At 43.9% G+C, this 18,926-nt stretch carries 20 protein-coding genes; 10 read left to right on the top strand and 10 right to left on the bottom strand.

What is annotated here, in order from left to right; genetic code table 11:
* Positions 1 to 152: 152 nt before the first annotated feature.
* The 3 genes from AC57BQ_RS03360 to AC57BQ_RS03370 all read right to left on the bottom strand — a co-directional run bounded on the left by AC57BQ_RS03360 (position 153) and on the right by AC57BQ_RS03370 (position 1,351).
* Positions 153 to 575, bottom strand: coding sequence for a molybdenum cofactor biosynthesis protein MoaE (locus AC57BQ_RS03360; RefSeq protein ID WP_496404921.1), 423 nt, complete (start codon positions 573 to 575; stop codon positions 153 to 155).
* The gene (locus AC57BQ_RS03365) at positions 568 to 999 is read right to left on the bottom strand and encodes a GNAT family N-acetyltransferase (protein ID WP_496404922.1); all 432 of its coding nucleotides are present in this window, start codon (positions 997 to 999) and stop codon (positions 568 to 570) included. Before AC57BQ_RS03365 ends, AC57BQ_RS03360 begins: the two co-directional genes overlap by 8 nt.
* Before the next feature lie 109 nt (positions 1,000 to 1,108).
* Entirely contained in the window at positions 1,109 to 1,351 is a 243-nt protein-coding gene (locus AC57BQ_RS03370) for a MoaD/ThiS family protein (protein ID WP_090464779.1), read from the bottom strand.
* 178 nt (positions 1,352 to 1,529) lie between these two features.
* Here AC57BQ_RS03370 and fdhD point away from each other — a divergent pair, with 178 nt between their 5' ends.
* The 4 genes from fdhD to AC57BQ_RS03390 all read left to right on the top strand — a co-directional run bounded on the left by fdhD (position 1,530) and on the right by AC57BQ_RS03390 (position 5,830).
* Positions 1,530 to 2,399, top strand: a complete 870-nt coding sequence (gene fdhD, locus AC57BQ_RS03375) for a formate dehydrogenase accessory sulfurtransferase FdhD (RefSeq protein WP_496404923.1) — start codon at positions 1,530 to 1,532, stop codon at positions 2,397 to 2,399.
* Positions 2,383 to 2,739, top strand: coding sequence for a DUF7009 family protein (locus AC57BQ_RS03380; protein WP_496404924.1), 357 nt, complete (start codon positions 2,383 to 2,385; stop codon positions 2,737 to 2,739). Before fdhD ends, AC57BQ_RS03380 begins: the two co-directional genes overlap by 17 nt.
* The gene (locus AC57BQ_RS03385; RefSeq protein WP_496404925.1) at positions 2,736 to 5,063 is read left to right on the top strand and encodes an FdhF/YdeP family oxidoreductase; all 2,328 of its coding nucleotides are present in this window, start codon (positions 2,736 to 2,738) and stop codon (positions 5,061 to 5,063) included. Before AC57BQ_RS03380 ends, AC57BQ_RS03385 begins: the two co-directional genes overlap by 4 nt.
* A 515-nt stretch (positions 5,064 to 5,578) precedes the next feature.
* The gene (locus AC57BQ_RS03390; protein ID WP_090464790.1) at positions 5,579 to 5,830 is read left to right on the top strand and encodes a hypothetical protein; all 252 of its coding nucleotides are present in this window, start codon (positions 5,579 to 5,581) and stop codon (positions 5,828 to 5,830) included.
* A 15-nt stretch (positions 5,831 to 5,845) separates the two neighbouring features.
* On the opposite strand, the gene AC57BQ_RS03395 is transcribed toward AC57BQ_RS03390, so the two are convergent.
* The 4 genes from AC57BQ_RS03395 to AC57BQ_RS03410 all read right to left on the bottom strand — a co-directional run bounded on the left by AC57BQ_RS03395 (position 5,846) and on the right by AC57BQ_RS03410 (position 8,535).
* The gene (locus AC57BQ_RS03395; RefSeq protein WP_496404926.1) at positions 5,846 to 6,559 is read right to left on the bottom strand and encodes a beta propeller repeat protein; all 714 of its coding nucleotides are present in this window, start codon (positions 6,557 to 6,559) and stop codon (positions 5,846 to 5,848) included.
* Between the two features lie 95 nt (positions 6,560 to 6,654).
* Complete coding sequence (locus AC57BQ_RS03400) at positions 6,655 to 7,539, bottom strand: hypothetical protein (RefSeq protein ID WP_496404927.1); 885 nt, start codon at positions 7,537 to 7,539, stop codon at positions 6,655 to 6,657.
* 2 nt (positions 7,540 to 7,541) lie between these two features.
* Positions 7,542 to 7,898 carry a VOC family protein gene (locus AC57BQ_RS03405; RefSeq protein WP_496404928.1) on the bottom strand — a complete coding sequence of 119 codons (357 nt, stop codon included), beginning with the start codon at positions 7,896 to 7,898 and terminating at the stop codon, positions 7,542 to 7,544.
* 79 nt (positions 7,899 to 7,977) lie between these two features.
* Positions 7,978 to 8,535: a Crp/Fnr family transcriptional regulator gene (locus tag AC57BQ_RS03410; RefSeq protein WP_496404929.1), complete on the bottom strand. Its 558-nt coding sequence runs from the start codon at positions 8,533 to 8,535 to the stop codon at positions 7,978 to 7,980.
* Positions 8,536 to 8,670: 135 nt separating this feature from the next.
* Here AC57BQ_RS03410 and AC57BQ_RS03415 point away from each other — a divergent pair, with 135 nt between their 5' ends.
* Both AC57BQ_RS03415 and AC57BQ_RS03420 read left to right on the top strand, forming a co-directional pair.
* Complete coding sequence (locus tag AC57BQ_RS03415) at positions 8,671 to 8,985, top strand: ferritin family protein (protein WP_496404930.1); 315 nt, start codon at positions 8,671 to 8,673, stop codon at positions 8,983 to 8,985.
* Positions 8,986 to 8,997: 12 nt separating this feature from the next.
* Positions 8,998 to 9,519: an O-acetyl-ADP-ribose deacetylase gene (locus tag AC57BQ_RS03420; protein WP_496404931.1), complete on the top strand. Its 522-nt coding sequence runs from the start codon at positions 8,998 to 9,000 to the stop codon at positions 9,517 to 9,519.
* 94 nt (positions 9,520 to 9,613) lie between these two features.
* On the opposite strand, the gene AC57BQ_RS03425 is transcribed toward AC57BQ_RS03420, so the two are convergent.
* Complete coding sequence (locus AC57BQ_RS03425) at positions 9,614 to 10,621, bottom strand: Kelch repeat-containing protein (protein ID WP_496404932.1); 1,008 nt, start codon at positions 10,619 to 10,621, stop codon at positions 9,614 to 9,616.
* 165 nt (positions 10,622 to 10,786) lie between these two features.
* Here AC57BQ_RS03425 and AC57BQ_RS03430 point away from each other — a divergent pair, with 165 nt between their 5' ends.
* The 3 genes from AC57BQ_RS03430 (at position 10,787) to AC57BQ_RS03440 (ending at position 15,212) form a co-directional block, all read left to right on the top strand.
* Positions 10,787 to 11,356, top strand: coding sequence for a Crp/Fnr family transcriptional regulator (locus AC57BQ_RS03430; RefSeq protein ID WP_496404933.1), 570 nt, complete (start codon positions 10,787 to 10,789; stop codon positions 11,354 to 11,356).
* A 67-nt stretch (positions 11,357 to 11,423) separates the two neighbouring features.
* Complete coding sequence (locus AC57BQ_RS03435; RefSeq protein ID WP_496404934.1) at positions 11,424 to 12,434, top strand: alpha/beta hydrolase family protein; 1,011 nt, start codon at positions 11,424 to 11,426, stop codon at positions 12,432 to 12,434.
* Between the two features lie 360 nt (positions 12,435 to 12,794).
* Complete coding sequence (locus AC57BQ_RS03440; RefSeq protein ID WP_496404935.1) at positions 12,795 to 15,212, top strand: glycoside hydrolase family 3 N-terminal domain-containing protein; 2,418 nt, start codon at positions 12,795 to 12,797, stop codon at positions 15,210 to 15,212.
* Between the two features lie 104 nt (positions 15,213 to 15,316).
* Here AC57BQ_RS03440 and AC57BQ_RS03445 read toward each other — a convergent pair whose 3' ends face one another.
* Positions 15,317 to 16,240, bottom strand: coding sequence for a hypothetical protein (locus AC57BQ_RS03445; protein ID WP_496404936.1), 924 nt, complete (start codon positions 16,238 to 16,240; stop codon positions 15,317 to 15,319).
* A gap of 17 nt (positions 16,241 to 16,257) precedes the next feature.
* The gene (locus AC57BQ_RS03450; RefSeq protein WP_496404937.1) at positions 16,258 to 17,154 is read right to left on the bottom strand and encodes a hypothetical protein; all 897 of its coding nucleotides are present in this window, start codon (positions 17,152 to 17,154) and stop codon (positions 16,258 to 16,260) included.
* 323 nt (positions 17,155 to 17,477) lie between these two features.
* Here AC57BQ_RS03450 and AC57BQ_RS03455 point away from each other — a divergent pair, with 323 nt between their 5' ends.
* Positions 17,478 to 18,896 (top strand): carboxylesterase family protein, encoded by a 1,419-nt coding sequence (locus AC57BQ_RS03455; RefSeq protein ID WP_496404938.1) that lies wholly within the window; start codon positions 17,478 to 17,480, stop codon positions 18,894 to 18,896.
* Positions 18,897 to 18,926 lie beyond the last annotated feature (30 nt).

The following is an 18,926-nucleotide window of genomic DNA, read 5'->3' on the forward strand; positions in this document are numbered from 1 at the left end:
TTTCGAAACTTACCTCTCCACGCGTCATTGCGAGGAACGAAGCAATCCCCGATAAGCAGGGCGGCTCTGTATAGTTAGGGATTGCCACGCTATCGCTCGCAATGACGTGATGTAATTTAAAATCCGAAATCGAACATCCGAATTTCCAAATCTCAGGGATGCGCCGCTACCCAAACCTCACCATCTTCAAAAGCTTCTTTTTTCCAGATGGGTACCGTTTGTTTCAGGGTATCGATGATGTAGCGGCAGGCATCAAAAGCTGCGTCACGATGGGCCGCAGATACGGCAATGATCACTGGTACTTCGCCAACCTGTAAGGTACCCGTGCGGTGATGGATCAACACCTTTTGTACCGGCCATTTTTCAAAGGCCTGCTGGGCTATCTTTTCCATTTCGCTGATGGCCATAGGTTCATAGGCTTCAAAATCAAGTTTCAGTACTGGTTTGCCCTTGGTAGCATTCCGCACTGTTCCAATAAACACATCTATCCCCCCGGATTCGGGCGACATGATCCAATCGATACAGGATTGAATATTCAGCGTTTCGGAAGAAAGTAATATCTGTGTATTATTCATTGGGCAGCATTTTTATAAAATATTTTGGCGATTCCGAGTAACCCTGGCGTTCATAAAAGCGATGGGCATCTACCCGGCGCGAGTGACAGTGAACTTCTATCCGGTCGCATTTTTTTTCGGTGGCCAATTTAGCAAAATGCTCTTCGAGCGCATTGCCGATGCCTTTGCCGCGTGCGCTTTCATCAACGGCAAAACAGCTTATCCGGGCAAAATCACCACGGGTAGTTAATTGTGGTATAAAATCAAAAGCAATAACCCCGGCCACCTCAGCATCCAGTTCATAAACCAGTACGGTTGATAAGGGCTGGCTAAGCATCACTTCCAGGTTTCTAAGTAAATAACTTTCTGTTCCCGGATAGCCCAGTTGTTCCAGTAGTTTACATATCGCCGGATGATCGGCCAGAGTAGCTTTCCTGATGCTCATATAGTTTGTTTGTGATTAAGGATTGAGGGAGCAAAGAACAAAGACTTTTTATCCGCTTGTATTTTTATTTTTCAATCCTTGCTCTTTGTTCCAAATATCTTTGCTCCAATCATCCTCCGCTTACAGGCGGTATAATGGCAATTTCGTCACGCTCATGTATCGTATCGCCAGGCAGGGCATACTCGTTATTTACTGCCACCATGTACGATGCCAATTGTTTCAATCGCGGATATTGCTGCTCCAGCAGGTATTTTAAATTGTATATGGTGGCATCGTTTGTCAATTCAAGGCTAACCAGCGAACTTCCAAATATCTCCTTTGCCACACCAAATGCCAGCACATTAATCTTCATACTCAAAATTAGGGCAAAATAGTTAAGAAAGGAAATAATAAAGAGTAAGGGTTTTTTGATCAAGGATAAAAAGAGTAAGGAATAAGGATTTTTTTAGCTTAATATCTTTGCTCCCCAAATCCTTGCTCCTTGTTCTCAAAAAGAAACAAAGCCGTCACGTAAATTGTATATTTGATGTATGGTTGCCAATTCTACACATAGTATCCGCGTTATCAAGGTAAATGCTGCCGAAATAGCTTCAGCTACGGATGTACTCGCCATTGAAGAACCACTGGAGATCAGGCTGGAGCATGGGCCCGAAGGGCAAAGGCAGGTGCAGAATATCTCTGTTACCATGCGCACCCCCGGTCATGATGCTGAGCTGGCAACCGGCTTTTTATTTACCGAAGGCATCATCAAAAATCCGGAAGATATCGCGAAAACAGAGCATTGTTTTATTGCTTGTGCCGAAAATAAGGAGAATGTGATACAGGTAAGTTTGGCGCCCGGTATTGTACCTCACCTGCAAAATACAGAACGTAATTTTTATACTACCTCCAGTTGCGGGGTTTGCGGCAAAGGCTCTATCGATGCTATCCGTACCGTAAGCAGTTTTGCCGGCGAGCGGGATGATAACGATACTATACAAGCCCCTGTTTTATACCAATTGCCTGTGATACTCCGCAAGCATCAGCGGGTATTTGAGGATACGGGTGGATTGCACGCCTCAGCATTATTCAGTACCATGGGCGAGCTGTTACTGCTGCGCGAAGACGTGGGCCGGCATAACGCATTGGACAAGCTCATTGGTGCCGCATTAAGCTATAATTGGCTGCCGTTACAACAAACCATATTATTGTTAAGTGGCCGGGCAAGTTTTGAATTGGTACAAAAGGCGGCTATGGCTGGCATCAATATTATAGCAGCGGTTGGAGCGCCATCAAGTCTGGCCGTGGAGTTGGCCAATGAATTTAACATCACGCTGATCGGTTTTTTACGCGATGAGCGTTTTAATGTATACACCGCGGCACACCGCGTACAGATACCCCGTTATGAAGATACGTATTAAAGGCAATTCATTAAGATACAGGCTTACCCGTACTGATACCACCCTGTTGGCCGAAGAAGGTCACCTGCGTGAGGTGGTTGATTTTGGCAGTAAGCAGCTGTTTTACGCTTTGCAGGTAGTGGATGAGGAGCAACTATCCGCGACTTTTAAGGATGATACCATCACCGTGTATATACCTGCAAAACTGTTACAGGAATTTTCCGATACGGATAAGGTGGGTTTTGAAGGTATCCACGGCAACTTACACCTGTTGGTGGAGAAAGATTTTACCTGTTTGGATAACGTGGCCGAAGATCAGAGCGATAATTACCCCAATCCTTTAGCGGCAAAAAAGAAATGAGCAAGGCATTGAAAGAGCAGGAACAGCCGGCAGCCGAGAATCCTGAGAAACTGCTGGATCTGAAATTAACAGAGCAAAAACAATGGGCGGCGGGTATCCCGGCGGTAAAAGCCGCCATAGTTGATATTATACAGGAAGCCGGTTTTGTACGCGGCATGGAAGGCTTGTTTAAAATGAACAAGAAGGACGGTTTTGATTGTTCTGGCTGTGCCTGGCCCGATCCGGATGATGATCGCTCCCCGGTTGCGGAATATTGTGAGAACGGCGCCAAGGCCCTGGCTGAAGAAGCTACCACTAAAAAACTGACAGCCGATTTCTTTGCTGAAAACTCCGTGTTCGATCTGGCTAAGCTCAATGATTATGAGATAGGGAAGAAGGGGCGTATTGCCCAGCCTGTTTATTTGCCCAAAGGCGCTACACATTACCAGCCTATCAGTTGGGATGATGCCTTTAAAAAAATAGGCGATAAGCTCAGTAGCCTGGCATCACCTGATGAGGCTGCTTTTTATACCTCTGGTCGTACCAGTAACGAGGCCTCTTTTACGTATCAACTTTTTGTACGCGAATACGGTACCAATAACCTGCCCGATTGCTCTAACATGTGCCATGAATCAAGCGGCGTGGCTCTTACGGAAACTATAGGTATAGGTAAAGGAACCGTTACCCTGAATGATTTTTACGATACCGATGTGATCATTATTATGGGGCAAAACCCGGGTACAAATCACCCGCGGATGCTCACCGCTTTACAAAAGGGTAAAGCGAGAGGAGCAAAGATCATCGCCATAAATCCATTGCACGAAGCCGGGTTGATGGGTTTTAAAAATCCGCAAACCGTTAAAGGCATCCTGGGTATCGATTCGCACCTGGCCGATCTTTACCTGCAGGTAAAAATAAATGGCGATATGGCCCTGCTCAAAGCTATAGAAAAGCTGCTGTATCAGGCCGAACTGGAAAATCCGGGCAGGGTATTTGATCATCAATTCATTCAAAATAATACTGAGGGTTACGAGGCTTTTCTGGCCAATTTAAACCGGTACAGTATGGATGAACTGGCTCTTGAGGCTGGTGTGCCTTTAGCCCAGATTGAGCAGGCTGCTGAAATGCTGAAAGATAAAAGCCGCATTATTGTGTGCTGGGCCATGGGTATTACCCAACATAAAAACGGTGTGGATACCATTAAAGAGATCGTTAATCTTACCGCATTAAAAGGCGCTATCGGCAAACCCGGTGCCGGATTATGCCCGGTAAGGGGCCATAGTAACGTACAGGGCAACCGTACCATGATGATCTATGATAAACCCTCGCCCAGGCAGCTGGATAAACTGAAAGAGGTATTTGGCTTTGAACCTCCGCGCGGGCATGGTTACGATGTGGTGGAATCGATACAGGCTATGCATGAGGGTAAGCTGAAGGTGTTTTTTGCCATGGGCGGTAATTTCCTTTCGGCTACGCCGGATACGGTTTATACGGCCGATGCCATGCGCAAGCTCGAGATGTCGGTGCATGTATCCACCAAGCTTAACCGGAGTCACCTGGTGCACGGGGAAGAGGCTTTGATATTACCAACGCTCTCGCGTAGTGATAAGGATATGATTAACAGCGAGGCGCAGTTCATTACCTGCGAAAATTCGATGGGCGTGGTACAAATGTCAAAAGGAATGCTGAAGCCCATTTCAGACCATCTGATGAATGAGAACCAGATCGTTTGCAACCTGGCCAAAGCCACTTTAGGCGATCGCTCTGTTGTTAATTGGGATAAATATGCTACGAGTTATGATGCCGTGCGTGATGATATTGCCCGCGTGATACCCGGTTTTGAAGATTATAATCAGCGGGTACGGATCCCGGCTGGTTTTTATCTGCCCAATGCACCACGTACGGGTAAATTTGAAAATAAGATCAACGGTACCAGGATAGGTTTCGCTATAACCGAACTGCCTAAACATGATATAGCAGCTGATGAGTACCGTATGGGTACCATCCGCAGTCACGACCAGTTTAATACCACTTTATATGGCCTTGACGACCGTTACCGTGGTATCCATAATGAGCGCCGGGTGATATTCATGAACGAGCAGGATATGCTCAAAGCCGGCTTCGAATCGGGCCAAAAGGTTGATCTGTTTAATTATTATGGGGGAGTAGAACGGGTGGCACGTTTGTTTGTAGTAGTCCCTTACAATATCCCCGAAGGAAACACCGCAACGTATTACCCGGAAGCCAATGTGCTGATACCAATAGACAGCGTTGCCGAGAAAAGTAACACGCCCACCTCAAAACTGGTGTTTATCAAGATCAAAAAGCACGAGGCTGAAAGGTAAGACCTTGTCATTTCGACGAGGTACGAGGAGAAACTATCTCTCGACCGGAGGGAGAAATCTTTTTATGAGGTATATGCTGCAGTATTGGTGCAAATCTTGTGTGGTAGATTGTGTAAGGCTGACTTGTGACCTCACCAGAGCACAAGTCAGCAACCCGCCGGCAACCGCACAAGACTTGCGCTAAAAATGGGAAGGATCTTCTTCAGGAGGTATGTCGAAGAAGATCCTTCGTTCCTCAGGATGACAAACACAAGGTCCTTTCCGAGAGCCCCTGCGTAGGCGTGAGGTAAGATCAATCATTTGTCATTTCGAACGAGGTACGAGGAGAAATCTTCTGCAACATTCCTGATCAGTAGGTAAAGCGTAAAAGATTTTTCGTTATGCTCAAGAGATAGTTTCTCCTCACGCCACGCTTTGCCCACCCTTGTTCGTCGAAATGATATTTTTTTAATTTTAATCGCCGTATTAATTATATTGCTTCAACATATCAAATCTAAAACTTAAAGCAATATAAAATGAAAACAGATCTGTATACCAAAATTGTATTAACCATTATTGCGGTAGCTTTAACCGTAAACCTGCTGAAAGGAAGCGCAACCCCGGCACAAGCTGATGGCAAACACTATGTTAGCGTACCCCTTAATCCCGATGGCAGCCTGAATGTTACCATCAAAAACACACAGGACGTAATGAAAGTAAGCATCAGCGATATCGATCCTTACGCTTTCAGGAATGTGACACCTTTAGAGGTTAAAGTCAGAAATTAACAAGTATTTTAGTACCTACGGCAACGCTTTGCGCGATACATAAACCACGGCAGGGATATTGTCCCCGTTGAAGGTGAATGTATCTTTTTCTTTATTGTACACACCCCCGGAAGCTGTTACATATAGGCGGTCGTTACTATCCATATACAGGTTTTCGATCTGGGCCTTAAACGGAAAATTAAGGGTATTGCCATCCCGGAGTATTGTCGTCGGGCCATGGATATAAGCATTGCTATTGGCCGAAACTGGCTTGGTATTATATTTTAGCGCATAGGTGATTTTATTTGCTGATTGAACAATTCCAATAAGTTTACTCATCTTCAGTGATCGTTCATAATTCATATAGCGGTTCCAGGTTTTACCCAGATCAAGCGTATAGAATTGCGCCAATGAGGCTTTCAAGGTGCCATCCAACTCCAGTCCACCTGTAGTGAATAGTGCGAATACGGTATCTTTACTGACGTATAAACCTTGTATAGGTCCGTTGAAGTTTTTCGATTCCTGCCAGGTTTTTCCTTTGTCGGTAGTAAAATAGGCTTTGGCTTTGGTAGTCACCAAAAGGGTGTCATCAATATTACCGGCAACAGCGTAAGCTGCGTTACCATTGGCTATTTCCAGTTTGATCCAGTTGGGATCTTCCTGATTGGTTACGACAGGCGATTTATTATCTTTTTTGCAGGAAGTAATAATAAAAAAAATAGCGGTGATGATAAGGTTTAATTTTTTCATAAGCAGGGTTTATAAATAATAATACCATATAGAACGTGCTAATACGGTATTATTGGTATGACCTGCAATTTATAATTTGGTTTAATAAGAAAAAATTAATCAGCCAGTTTTAAACGCCACGTAGCACGGATGCGGCCTGCGCTGCGCAGGTTTTCCAGTTGTTGCTGGCTTGCATTGGCCCGAAGATATTTTAGCGAGCCCGAGTTTTGATGTTCAGCTTCGGCTTCTTTGTCGATAATGAACCCTTCTGCTTTAAAAAAAGCTGCGGCTTCTTCAAAACTATTGAACTTGTTTTCGTCAATGCGGTGCTCTCTGAGAAATTCCTGCAGTTCATCGTTTATTTTAAGCTCCGGGAAACTTTTTCGGGATTTAACATAGATATCGGCTGTAATCCAGTAACCGCCCCGCTGTCGGAGCACCTCGCGGATGTTATGGCATAGCCTTCGTTTTTCGTCCATATTCAGGTAAACCAGCAGTCCTTCGTTTACAATGATGATCCCGCCTTCGGGGAAATGATCCGCTGTGGCTGTAAACGCGGCCTCATCAAGCGCGTTGAGGGCTAAAGTTTCCAGTTCACCATGGGGTATAACATCAGGAGGCAATAGATCCTCCAGCAGGCTAAGCTTGGTTGCAATTACCCCCGGCAGATCAGTATCAATGTAATAAGCCTCCTTATTCAATACCGAGCTTAAACCGCGGAAAGAAAAACCTGAAGATATCTCTAAAATATTTTGAACCACTAAACCTTCCAATAATTGGTTAATGCTCTTATACCGCGATTCAAAATGCAGTACACGCGCCCAAAAGGCAAGCTCTTTGATACTAAAATCCGGCTGGTAATGATCGGGGCGACTGATCAGCTTTGCCGCTTCCAAAGCAAAAGGAATATCTGTAAAGCCTTTCAGCAATAATAACGACCGTGCCGAAGGGCTAATACTGCTATAATCTCGGTCTTTTGAAAGTAATTCTTCGTTGTTCATGATTAAATTGACTGTTGAATAATAATACAAACAGAAGTTTCATCGTGTACGGCAAATTCTTTTAAGCCCCAGGGCTGATTCTTGATCGCTTTTAAATTAGGGTGTAGTATTTCCGGATGTTTGGCGCTGACCTCCGCGTAAAATCCCTCAATATCGTCGGTATCTATCCGCATTTCCGGGCGATCATGCACATGAAAATCATCTTCACTGGCTACTAACTGAATAGTAACACCATCGCGCGCCATGATGTAAAATCCATCCTCGGAATATTTGATTTCAAAACCAAGCGCGGCGAAAAGGTTTACGCCTGTCTGAACATCTTTATAAATGATCTTGGGGATTATTTTTAATAAACTCATGATTGTCGTGTTTGTGATTACAACAAATTTGCTGAGTTTTAGCCGCGTATCATTTAACAAAAGATAAATAATACAAAGGTCACTTGATTTTATTGCGGATACGGCTCAGGGATACCTGGGTAATACCCAAATAGGAGGCAATGTGTTGCAATGGCACCCGCCTGATCACTTCGGGGTTATGCTGCAGCAGGTTTTTATAACGCTGGGTAGGACTGTCTTTTAAATAGGAGAAAAAATGCTGCATAAACTCAGCCTGTTTATCGCTGGTCTGTTCAATGATAAACTGGTATAGTACGGGATCTTTTCTCACTTGCTCCATATCACCGGCATCAAGCCAGCGTATAGAACAAGGTTCCAGCGTTTCGATACTAAACGGACTTGGCGTTTGCTTGCGCATGCTTTGCCGGGACGAAACCACATCACCTTCAAAAAAGAATTGAAAGCTGATTTCCTTACCATCGTGATAAAACCAGGTGCGGATGCTGCCCTTTTCAATTAAAAAAGCCTTGCGACTGATATCGCCTTCTTTTAAAAGCAGGTGTTTGGCTGGCACCTCTGCAAACTTCCATAAATGCCGGTATTTTTTCCATGCTAATCTAATGGCGGGTGGTGCTATTTGTGGTTCTTCCTGTTTCATGGGTAATTTACTGTTCCCTAATATTTCAAATACTTAACGCCGGATGTGGCTCCTGGTTTTAATCTGTATCCTTTCTAAATATCGTCATATCGAAACAAATGCAGCATATCAAGCCTTTTAAAATAAAAAAATATTATGTCATTTGATCAATATCACGAACCGGCCGATGAGCTATCCGCCGAAACCAGGACCTTTGCCCGGATGATTGTATCCTTAACCGAAGAGGCAGAAGCCATTAACTGGTACGAGCAACGCATCTCCGTTGAACCTGACAAGGCTGCTAAAGCCATCATGCAAAATGCCCAGCAGGAAGAGTTTAAACACTTTGGTATGGATCTGGAATTTCTGTTGCGCAAAAAGCCGGTTTGGCGTAAAACTCTGCAAGCTATATTATTTCAAAAAGGCGATATTGTAAAGTTGGGTAGTAAAGGCGAGGAAGCAGCGGAGTAGTATATTTGCACCATGAATAACAACCGTATTGCGCTGGTTTTGGGCGATATTACCAAGATTAAAGCAGATGCTATAGTGAACGCGGCGAATACCTCCTTATTGGGTGGTGGTGGCGTTGATGGCGCTATACACCGCGCGGGAGGTAAGGCCATATTGGATGAGTGTGTTCAGATCCGGAATAGGCAGGGTGGTTGCAAAACGGGTGAAGCCGTGATCACCACAGCGGGTAATTTGCCTGCAACCTATGTGATCCATACAGTTGGTCCTGTTTATAATAACGGCAATAGCGGCGAGGAAGAATTGTTGGAGTCCGCTTACTTAAACAGTCTGAAATTGGCAGTGCAAAAAAACGTGCAGACTATTGCTTTCCCTAATATCAGCACAGGAATTTACCATTTCCCTAAACAAAAGGCAGCCGCCATAGCCATCAATACCGTAAAGCATTTTTTAGCCGGGAATGATAGCATACAGCTGGTAACATTTGTTTGCTTTGACGACGAGAATTACGGCATATACCAGGATTTACTGAGTTAATAAAAAAGCGTGTTATTATCTAAATAACACGCTTTTTTAATTTCTTTATCCTTTTAGGTCGAAGAGAATATGATGCGGCGCAAACTGGTTGCGTTTATTTACTCGCGTTGTTGTTCAAAAACGGAGCTACATTAGCCACCTGTGTGGTTTGGAGGGTTGAGCTCCTGAAAGCTTTAAAACGGGTTGAACCACCAAACACAAACAGGTAATTATTGTAAACTGCCGATGCGGTTGCCCTGCGCTGTTCCATATTTGATTTGAGTTTTACAAACTGGTTGGCTTTGGTATCATAGTAACCAATAAAATCTTCATCATCATAACCACCTACTACAAATACTTTGTCGCCACAGGCTGATACGCTGTTGGCTGATAGAAATTCAGGGAGTTTGCCCACTTTTTTCCAGGTATTGCTTTTGATATCATACGCGTTGATGCTGTATGATTGGCGTTTAGTAAAAGCATCAAAACCGCCAAATGTATAAATTATGCCATCAACCACGACGCCGGCGGCCTGCAGGCTCTCTGGCATATCGGCCAGTTGCGAAAATTTCGATGTCTGCGGATCAAACTCATACAGGGAGTTTAATGTACGTTTTCCATCCCTGGTTCCGCCAAAAACATATACTTTATTGTTCCATTCAACCGCGCTGCCATAGGTGCTGGCCATCGGGTTTAAAATATGCAGGTTCTCTACCTTGCCGGTTTTAACATCTACCGTTTGTACACCCTGAAATATCTGACTGGCATCGCGTCTGCCTCCTACACCACCAATGCCGCCCATCACATAAATTTTTCCGGTAGCGGGCACATAAGCCGCTGAGGTTTGAATCCTGTTTCCGCCCATATCTGCCAGAACTGACCACTTGTTTACCTGCGGATCATATTTCAACACTTCAGACGAATAACCGCCAAAGCCTTTATAGCCCGATATGGTATAAATATAGCTGCCGTCGGTAACGCTGGTGGTCCAGGTTAAGGGGTAGGGCAAATTGGCCGCGCTTTTAAAAGTAATAGCAGCAGGCTGTTTAATTTGTGCCTGGCTTTCATTCATATTTAAACCGGCAACTACAATAAATGCGCAAAGGAGATTCAGGATTTTCATTGGGCAATAAGTTTAAGTGAATTTACCAAATAAGACGGATATGATCATCAATAGTTTAATAGTATCATAATATTTACAATTGGGTAACAATCAGGTCAATAAGTCTCATTTTTGGGGGTTTAAACCCAGCTTGAGTGGCAAATAAATAATGCTTATGTTAGCCTAATGCATCCGGCGCTACAAAAACAAGTCGAAGGAAAGATCAGCCTCTCTGCCGAACAGGAGCAGCTTGTGAGTCGTTGTTATAAACCGCGGCTGGCTAAGCGAGGGGAAATACTGCTCGAAAAAGGAAGCATTGCCCGCTATTTATATTTTGTAGTGAAAGGTTGCCTCCGCGTTTTTTTAACCAAGGAAGATGGCAGCGAATGGACACGTTTTTTGATATTTGAAGATCATTTTGGCACTGCATTCCCCAGTTTTGTACAGCAAAAGCCATCGGTTGCCGCTATACAGAGCATGGAACCTTCTGAACTATTCATGATCAGTCGCCAGGATGCGCAAATGCTGATGAAAGAAATACCCGGCTGGGAAACCATGATGCGCCTTGGGCTTGAGCAGGATTACATAGCCTCCATTGAGCGTATAGAAAGCTTAATAACCCTCGATGCCAAAGAACGCTACAACATCCTGATGCAAACACAGCCCGGCCTGATACAAAGACTACCCGGCAAGATCATTGCCGATTACCTGGGCATATCGCAGGAAACGCTGAGCCGGCTCAAATCAAAAAAATGATTTATTGACTATTGTCAATCTTTTTAAAAGGACTATTGGCTTGCTTTGTATCTAAATCAGATAACCTATGCACCGCTCCATTTATATTACGCTCATCATCGCCCTGTTTCACCACACCATTTGCGCGCAAACGCATATTGGCGAACGCACTTTTCATTTTAAGGACGAGAAACGTAACCGGCCGCTGGTTACCGAAATCTGGTATCCCACAACAGATACTTTAAAACAAAGCGACAAAACTTTTTCGCCATTTATGCGTGTGGCTACCGTGCGCGATGGTAAGTTGCCAACCGCTAAGCTGCCCTTGATCCTGATCTCACATGGCACAGGAGGGAGCCGCCTTTCGCTGGAGTGGCTGGCTGATGCTTTGGTGCAAAAGGGCTTTATTGTTGCCGCTGTTGATCACTGGGGCAACACTTATGACCATAAGATCCCCCTTGAATTTTTAAAACCCTGGGAACGCCCGCAGGATATCAGCTTTGTGATCAGCAGCTTGTTAGCCCAAACAGATACAAAGGATGTGATCGACACAGATAAAATTGGTATGGCCGGATTTTCATTTGGTGGTTATACGGCTATTGCACTGGCTGGCGGACATTTTGATTTTATGGCGCTGCTTAACTACTATAAAACTATAGGCAGGCAACAGCTTAATCTGCCCGAATTTCCCGGCTTGGCAAAATATCTTGATGACAGTACTTTGCTTGCCGGCGCGAAAAACCCTCCACGGTTATATGATAAACGGATCAAAGCTTTCTTTTCTATTTCGCCAGCCACGGGTCTGGGTTTTGTTTCTGATCGTGATATCACGGCGCCAGTTTATATTGTGGGTTCGCAAAGCGACAGTATCGCCCCGGTAAAAACCAATGCCCTGCGTTATCATCAGCTCATCAAACGCTCTCAATACTATATAAACCCAGGCAAAACCGGTCACTATGTAATGCTGCAGGAAGCTATTGAAGAGGTCAAAAAAGAAGCCCCCACTTATTTTACGGATGACCCATCAGTGAGCAGGCACCAGGTGCATTTAAAGGTTGATAGTTTGGCGGTGGGGTTTTTTGTGAAGAATTTGAAGTAGAATCGACTCACCCCTACATCGCTTCGCTCGTCACCCCTCTCTCCGCCTTCGGCGCAAAGAGGGGGCATTCGCTTTTCTTTACCCTCTTTATGGCGAGGCCAAAGAGAGGGTGGTGCAGAGAAGCGCAGACCGGGTGAGTCTTCGCCGGCGTTCAAAAAGGGTGTCATACTGAGCTCCGTCGAAGTATGGTGGGTAGGGCCTCTGCGCGCGTCCTTCGACAAGCTCAGGATGACAGGCCTACGCCAGATAAAATCTTAAACAGAACTGTTCGCAATCGTTTTCGTAGTTTCTATAATGGCGTCCTGGCTCAACCTTATTCTTAAAACATATATTTGGAGTACTAACCGCAATTATATCTGCATGAGAAAAAAGTACTCCCTGCCACGCGTAAGCATGGCTTCTGTCCTGATCGCCGGATTGGCTCTATCCGCATCGGCACAACAAAAAAACATTTACCATAAAGGTTGGGTTGATTTTAACAAGAACGGCAAAATGGACGTTTTTGAAGATCCTTCGCAAACCGTTGACAAACGTGTTGCCGACTTGCTAAGCCAGATGACCGTTGAAGAAAAAACCTGCCAGATGGCCACACTGTACGGCTACAAGCGAGTTTTGAAAGAAGAAATGCCCGCCGCGTCATGGAAAAACGAAGTCTGGAAAGACGGTATTGCCAATATTGACGAGGAACTGAACAACCTGGTTTCTACAACCGACAGGGCATATACCGAATATTCATTCCCTTACAGCAAACATGCTTCGGCTATCAATACCATTCAGAAATGGTTTGTGGAAGAAACCCGCCTGGGGATCCCGGTTGATTTTACCAACGAGGGGATTCACGGTTTAAATCACGACCGTGCCACACCTTTACCGGCCCCTATATCTATCGGCAGTACTTTTGATAAACAACTGGTGCGCCGTGCCGGCCAAACCGTAGGTCGTGAAGCTAAAGCCCTGGGTTATACCAACGTTTACGCACCTATTCTTGACCCTGCGCGCGACCAGCGTTGGGGACGTGTTGTGGAGTGTTATGGCGAAGATCCTTTCCATATAGCTGAGCTGGGCAAACAAATGGTGCTGGGGATCCAGGAAGAGGGCGTAGCATCAACCCTGAAGCATTTCGCGGTGTACAGCGTACCTAAAGGCGGCCGCGATGGTAGCGCCCGTACCGATCCGCATGTGGCCCCGCGCGAGATGTACCAGATCTATCTGTACCCCTTTCGCCGGGTGATACAGGAAGCACATCCTATGGGTGTAATGAGCAGTTATAACGATTGGGATGGCGTGCCCATTACCGGCAGTTATTACTTTTTAACCGAGCTATTGCGCCAAAAATTTGGCTTCAATGGCTATGTAGTATCTGACAGTGAGGCCGTAGAATACCTGTACTCCAAACACCATGTGGCAGGCGATTATAAAGAAGCAGTAAGACAAGCGGTAGAAGCCGGGCTGAATGTACGTACCAACTTTACCATGCCGCAAACCTATATTATGCCCCTGCGCGAGCTGATCAAAGAAAATAAACTGTCGATGAAAGTTGTTGACTCCCGGGTTGGTGATGTATTGCGGGTGAAATTCCGTTTAGGTTTGTTTGATGATCCGTATGTAAAAGATCCAAAATCATCCGACAAAAAAGTACATACCCCGGCTGATGATGCCATGTCGCTGCAAATGAACCGCGAATCGATGGTGCTGCTCAAAAACCAAGGCGACCTGTTGCCGTTGGATAAGAGTAAACTGAAAAATATACTGGTGACCGGTCCGCTGGCTGCCGAAAAAAATTATGCGACCAGCAGGTACGGTCCATCGCACAACCCCGTTACCAATGTGCTGGATGGTATTAAAAATTACGTAGGTAAGGATGTAAACGTTACCTATGCCAAAGGCTGTAACGTGGTTGATGCCACCTGGCCCGAAAGCGAGATCATCGAAACACCGCTTACTACACAGGAGCAGGCCGGTATTGATTCGGCTGTAGCACAGGCCAAACAGGCCGATGTGGTGATAGCCGTGGTTGGTGAAGATTTTGAAAGGGTGGGCGAGAGTCTTTCCCGTACCGGTTTAAATCTGCCAGGCAGACAGTTAAAACTGATCCAGGCGCTACAGGCTACCGGTAAACCGGTGGTGATGGTGATGATCAACGGGCAACCCCTTACCGTTAACTGGGAAAATAAATTTGTACCCGCCATACTGGAAGCCTGGTTCCCTGGCCCCGAAAGCGGACGTGTAATAGCCGAAACCCTGTTTGGCGATAATAATCCGGGCGGCAGGCTGCCTATTACCTTCCCCAAAACAACGGGACAAATTGAGTTTAACTTTCCGTTTAAACCGGCTTCGCAGGCCAGCCAGGGTGGCGAGAACAGTTGGGGCAAAACCAGTGTGAACGGCGCGCTGTACCCTTATGGTTACGGCTTAAGCTATACCAAATTTGAATACAGTAACCTGCAGGTATCGCCCGAGAAAGAGAACGCCCAGGGCGATGTACAGGTAAGTGTGGATGTAACCAACACCGGCAGCCGTAAAGGTGATGATGTGGTGCAGTTGTACCTCAAAGACGAAGTTAGTAGTGTAACTACCTATGAGTATGACCTGCGCGGATTTGAACGCGTTAACCTGGCCCCGGGCGAAAAGAAAACCGTGCAGTTTACCCTGCATCCTGATGATCTGGCCCTGTTGGATAAAAATATGAATTGGACGGTTGAACCTGGCAAATTCATGGTCATGATCGGCAGCTCATCGGTTGATATTAAATTGAAAAAAGAGTTTGAAGTGCAATAGGGCTGAATGCCTAAGGCAGAAAGCTAAAAGCGAAAGCCCTGTAAAGTTTAAACTTTACAGGGCTTTCGCTTTTAGAAGAATCTAACAGGTTTCTATATAAACATTTAAAAGCCTTGATTAATATCATTAGGATTATAAGCCGAATTATAAGTAACTGTAAAGCCACTGGCATCACCACTGCTATTAGAAAATAAATTTCCGGTCAAAATAGTTCGGGTATTGCGCTGTAGTGTTATATTGGAAACCGTTCTTCGGGCAATAATTGTGCTATAGTATCGAGCCGATATATATATAGTTACTGGTGAATTTGTATTTAACAGAGGACCTTCCGGACCAGGAGAAAAGTTGGTTGTACCAATTTTAACAAATGGAATGCTTGTAGCATGATCATAATCAATAGTACCGGAAGATATATCATCAAAATATGAATATGCGTTATTTAAATTGACAATTTGTACATCTATATCCGTAATTCCTGTAGGGATGGCGTCTTGAATAATAACTTGTACTTCAGAGGTTAATCGCTGCAAAACGACGTCCTTCACTATGGGGTTATCACCCACAACAAAATTTATCTTTTTATAAAACGTTTCATGAAAAAGCTCCTCATTACCGGAAACATCACTGTAACTAAATGTGGTGCCGGCATCAATAAATTTATCCTTATATTCATCCATATAGGTTATTCCTACAAAAACAGCTGTGTAATTTCCTGACGCAAGACTGTCTTGAATTGTTCCAAAAGCAGGTTCGCCTTTATTTATAGTTACTGTTTTTTTTAGGGTATTGCTGGAATCGTATAATTTGTATAAGAGTCTTATAATGTTACTTTGCTCTGGGGGAACAACATCATTTACCTTGGTTTTAACACTTCCATTTATCGGGGTGTTTTGTTGTGTAAAATTATTTATATTAAAAACAACCGGGTGCAAATTACCTTGAGGGTCTGTTGTTTTAGTATGATTTTCTTTTTTGCACGATAACAGCACTATACTTAATATGGTGAGGTAAATTATTTTTTTTTTCATTTGGATAGATTTAAGAATTAAAAGCCGACTGTTATTGGTGTATTCCAATCCTGATTAACCGTAATTGAAAATCCATTATTGCCAGGGGTAAATAAATCGCCTGATAACGTAGTTTTGGTATTTGTTTTACATACCACATTCTTAATTATTCTTGTATTAAGGGGAGCGGTGGGATTTGGACCGAAATACTTTACAGTTACGTCAAATGGTGTTATATTATTGAATGTATTGATACTGATCGTATAATTGGTTTTACCAATATCAGCCGCAGTTATAGTTTTAGCCGCGCCGTTTGTGCCTAAAAAACTAAGTTTGCCTCTGCCATTTCTGGCATCACATCCTAAAGTATCTGGAAAAGACACCCATATTTGTGTTGTGCCAACTGGAATGGCGTCTTTAATCACCAAATCTAATCGGGCAGTGATTCTATCTAAACTCACCCCCATATTTATTCCATTTGCAGTAACAGTAATGGGTACCCGCTTATAAAAGGTATCACCCCAGAAAAATGGATAATAAAACCCGGTGAAATACTCTGGATACGTTATCGTGCCAAATTTAAGATCAGCAGATCCCCCACAAAATACGGCCACATAGTTACCTGGCGCTACCTTGTCAGTAATTGTACCAAAGCCGGCACTTCCTTTAACAAAGCTGATTTGGCTAAGTAATGGACTCTGTATATCTGTGGTAAAAAGCAAATAAGTTAAGTTTTGCACCGGAATAGTATCTGCAGCCTGCGTGGCAAGGGCAGCTGTTTTTGCTTTACCTAAGCCTATAGGAACGTTGGTTTGTGAAAAACCAGATACCTTAAAATTTATGGGGTATAATTTGGTATCGGGTTCTTTTTTTTCCTTTTTGCAGGAAAAAAGCACAGATAGGCATATAGCACAAAGTAAAAGTCTATGTTTCATCGGCTTAAGTTTTTTGTAAAAATATTATTAAATATTCGATAATTGCCTTTTATAAAACATTTTGCAAATTATTTAACCGATAAGCCAGGGTGTTTAAAATTCTGATATCAAAAACATTAGGTTATCATATCGGGTTATTTTAATGGAAATTCCAGCGGGTAAAATTCTACTATCAACACCCGCCTTTTTAGGCATGGACGCTTGAACTGGCAAGAACTGCTGAGGGGTTTGGAATAGAAAAATATTATTAAAATAAGTATATATTTACTAATAGCTATCAAAGCTTCTTTTGTAATTTGAATTACTTCCTTATCCATAAGTATATGAACAAAAGTCTTTATAATTTCGGGATATTCTTTTTAGGATTGACCGTTGCCTGCGGCTTATTCCAGGGCATCATGCAAATCTGGGTCAATGCACAACTTTATACCCTGGGTTCCTTTGTTGCCTGGTTTTTGGTAACAAATGCAATTGCTTCAACAGGAGGAATATTCTTGCTAAAGTATTATCATTACCGGGAGTATTGGGCTGCCTTCTATACCTTGATAGCCTCTACCATTGTAAACCTTTGTTTTGCGGCTCTCATCTTAATGCTATTATCATCAAGGGCATTACTCAGCTATTATATGCCTATGGTTCTTATTTCTTTAAGTGTCGGCATTATATCCGCGCTGAGTCTTCTATTTTCCAGTACGAGGAAAAGCTTTTGGTTAAGAATAGCAGGGGCTTATCTATTGGTCATCGGTTTGGTTTTGGTATCAACTACTGTCTGGACCCTGTTTTCAAAAGATGTTCAATTAAATAGCACATTAGCAAAAATTGCCCTATGGACATCAATACCTGGCAGCTTAATTTACATTCCGTTTATTATGCATTTTTTAAGTGAGATTAAGCTGTTAAATACAGAAAACACAAGCCCGGTTAAGGAATCTGTAAAAGTTACATTGGGTATAGCGCGAACATTGGCTTTGATTATCGCAATAATTTCGGGAGTGATGCTGAGTTCCGATGCTAATTCGTCTGCATACTGGGGGGCGGTGAATTTTGAAAAAACTCAAAGAATGGCTCAATTATTTGAGTCCCGCACGTATGTGAACAGTAAAGGCGATACCTTATTTTATCATTTACTAAAGCCATTAAATTTCGATCCTGCAAAGAAGTATCCTTTGGTTGTAAGTTTGCCTTACGGCGGCCAACCCGCCACTGATAAGATCAGGCAAATGGAAGGTGCAGTGGCAGCTGAGGTATTATCAACTGATATTAACAGGGCAAATTATACTGCATTTCTTTTTATACCAAATTGCCCGCCCGGATCTGGCTGGGGCGGTATCCCTAATTATCCATCGGTAGATTCGTTGGTTTATGAAGCCATTAGCTCACTGGACAAAGAACCCGGGATAGATGTAAAAAGGCGCTACGTTACAGGACTGTCAAGAGGTGGTTACGGGGCCTGGCATTTTATCTGTACCCGGCCGGATATGTTTGCCGCCGCAATACCTGTTGCAGGAGGCGAAGATCCTAAATTGGCCTCCCGGATTGTCAATATACCTGTATGGGCATTTCATGGTGCTCATGACAAAAATGTTCCTGTTAGCGGTTCACGTGATATGATCAATGCTATCAAAAAAGCAGGCGGAAATCCAAAATACACCGAGTTTCCAGATGATGGGCATAACATATGGGACCGGGTTAGTAATACACCTGGTTTATGGGACTGGCTTTTTGCCCAGAAACGTAACTAGTAAAGGCGCAGTCACCAGCCTATTTAAGCA

This window comes from Mucilaginibacter sp. BGA-UO-ETr-C110, from assembly GCF_059567985.1.

Coding starts and splice junctions, on each gene's coding strand:
- AC57BQ_RS03455 (WP_496404938.1), top strand. CDS start 17,478: ATGAACAAAAGTCTTTATAATTTCGGGATATTCTTTTTAGGATTGACC.
- AC57BQ_RS03425 (WP_496404932.1), bottom strand. CDS start 10,621: ATGAAAATCCTGAATCTCCTTTGCGCATTTATTGTAGTTGCCGGTTTA.
- AC57BQ_RS03450 (WP_496404937.1), bottom strand. CDS start 17,154: ATGAAACATAGACTTTTACTTTGTGCTATATGCCTATCTGTGCTTTTT.
- AC57BQ_RS03410 (WP_496404929.1), bottom strand. CDS start 8,535: ATGAAACAGGAAGAACCACAAATAGCACCACCCGCCATTAGATTAGCA.
- fdhD (WP_496404923.1), top strand. CDS start 1,530: ATGGTTGCCAATTCTACACATAGTATCCGCGTTATCAAGGTAAATGCT.
- AC57BQ_RS03445 (WP_496404936.1), bottom strand. CDS start 16,240: ATGAAAAAAAAAATAATTTACCTCACCATATTAAGTATAGTGCTGTTA.
- AC57BQ_RS03370 (WP_090464779.1), bottom strand. CDS start 1,351: ATGAAGATTAATGTGCTGGCATTTGGTGTGGCAAAGGAGATATTTGGA.
- AC57BQ_RS03400 (WP_496404927.1), bottom strand. CDS start 7,539: ATGAACAACGAAGAATTACTTTCAAAAGACCGAGATTATAGCAGTATT.
- AC57BQ_RS03405 (WP_496404928.1), bottom strand. CDS start 7,898: ATGAGTTTATTAAAAATAATCCCCAAGATCATTTATAAAGATGTTCAG.
- AC57BQ_RS03395 (WP_496404926.1), bottom strand. CDS start 6,559: ATGAAAAAATTAAACCTTATCATCACCGCTATTTTTTTTATTATTACT.
- AC57BQ_RS03365 (WP_496404922.1), bottom strand. CDS start 999: ATGAGCATCAGGAAAGCTACTCTGGCCGATCATCCGGCGATATGTAAA.
- AC57BQ_RS03435 (WP_496404934.1), top strand. CDS start 11,424: ATGCACCGCTCCATTTATATTACGCTCATCATCGCCCTGTTTCACCAC.
- AC57BQ_RS03390 (WP_090464790.1), top strand. CDS start 5,579: ATGAAAACAGATCTGTATACCAAAATTGTATTAACCATTATTGCGGTA.
- AC57BQ_RS03420 (WP_496404931.1), top strand. CDS start 8,998: ATGAATAACAACCGTATTGCGCTGGTTTTGGGCGATATTACCAAGATT.
- AC57BQ_RS03430 (WP_496404933.1), top strand. CDS start 10,787: ATGCATCCGGCGCTACAAAAACAAGTCGAAGGAAAGATCAGCCTCTCT.
- AC57BQ_RS03385 (WP_496404925.1), top strand. CDS start 2,736: ATGAGCAAGGCATTGAAAGAGCAGGAACAGCCGGCAGCCGAGAATCCT.
- AC57BQ_RS03415 (WP_496404930.1), top strand. CDS start 8,671: ATGTCATTTGATCAATATCACGAACCGGCCGATGAGCTATCCGCCGAA.
- AC57BQ_RS03360 (WP_496404921.1), bottom strand. CDS start 575: ATGAATAATACACAGATATTACTTTCTTCCGAAACGCTGAATATTCAA.
- AC57BQ_RS03380 (WP_496404924.1), top strand. CDS start 2,383: ATGAAGATACGTATTAAAGGCAATTCATTAAGATACAGGCTTACCCGT.
- AC57BQ_RS03440 (WP_496404935.1), top strand. CDS start 12,795: ATGAGAAAAAAGTACTCCCTGCCACGCGTAAGCATGGCTTCTGTCCTG.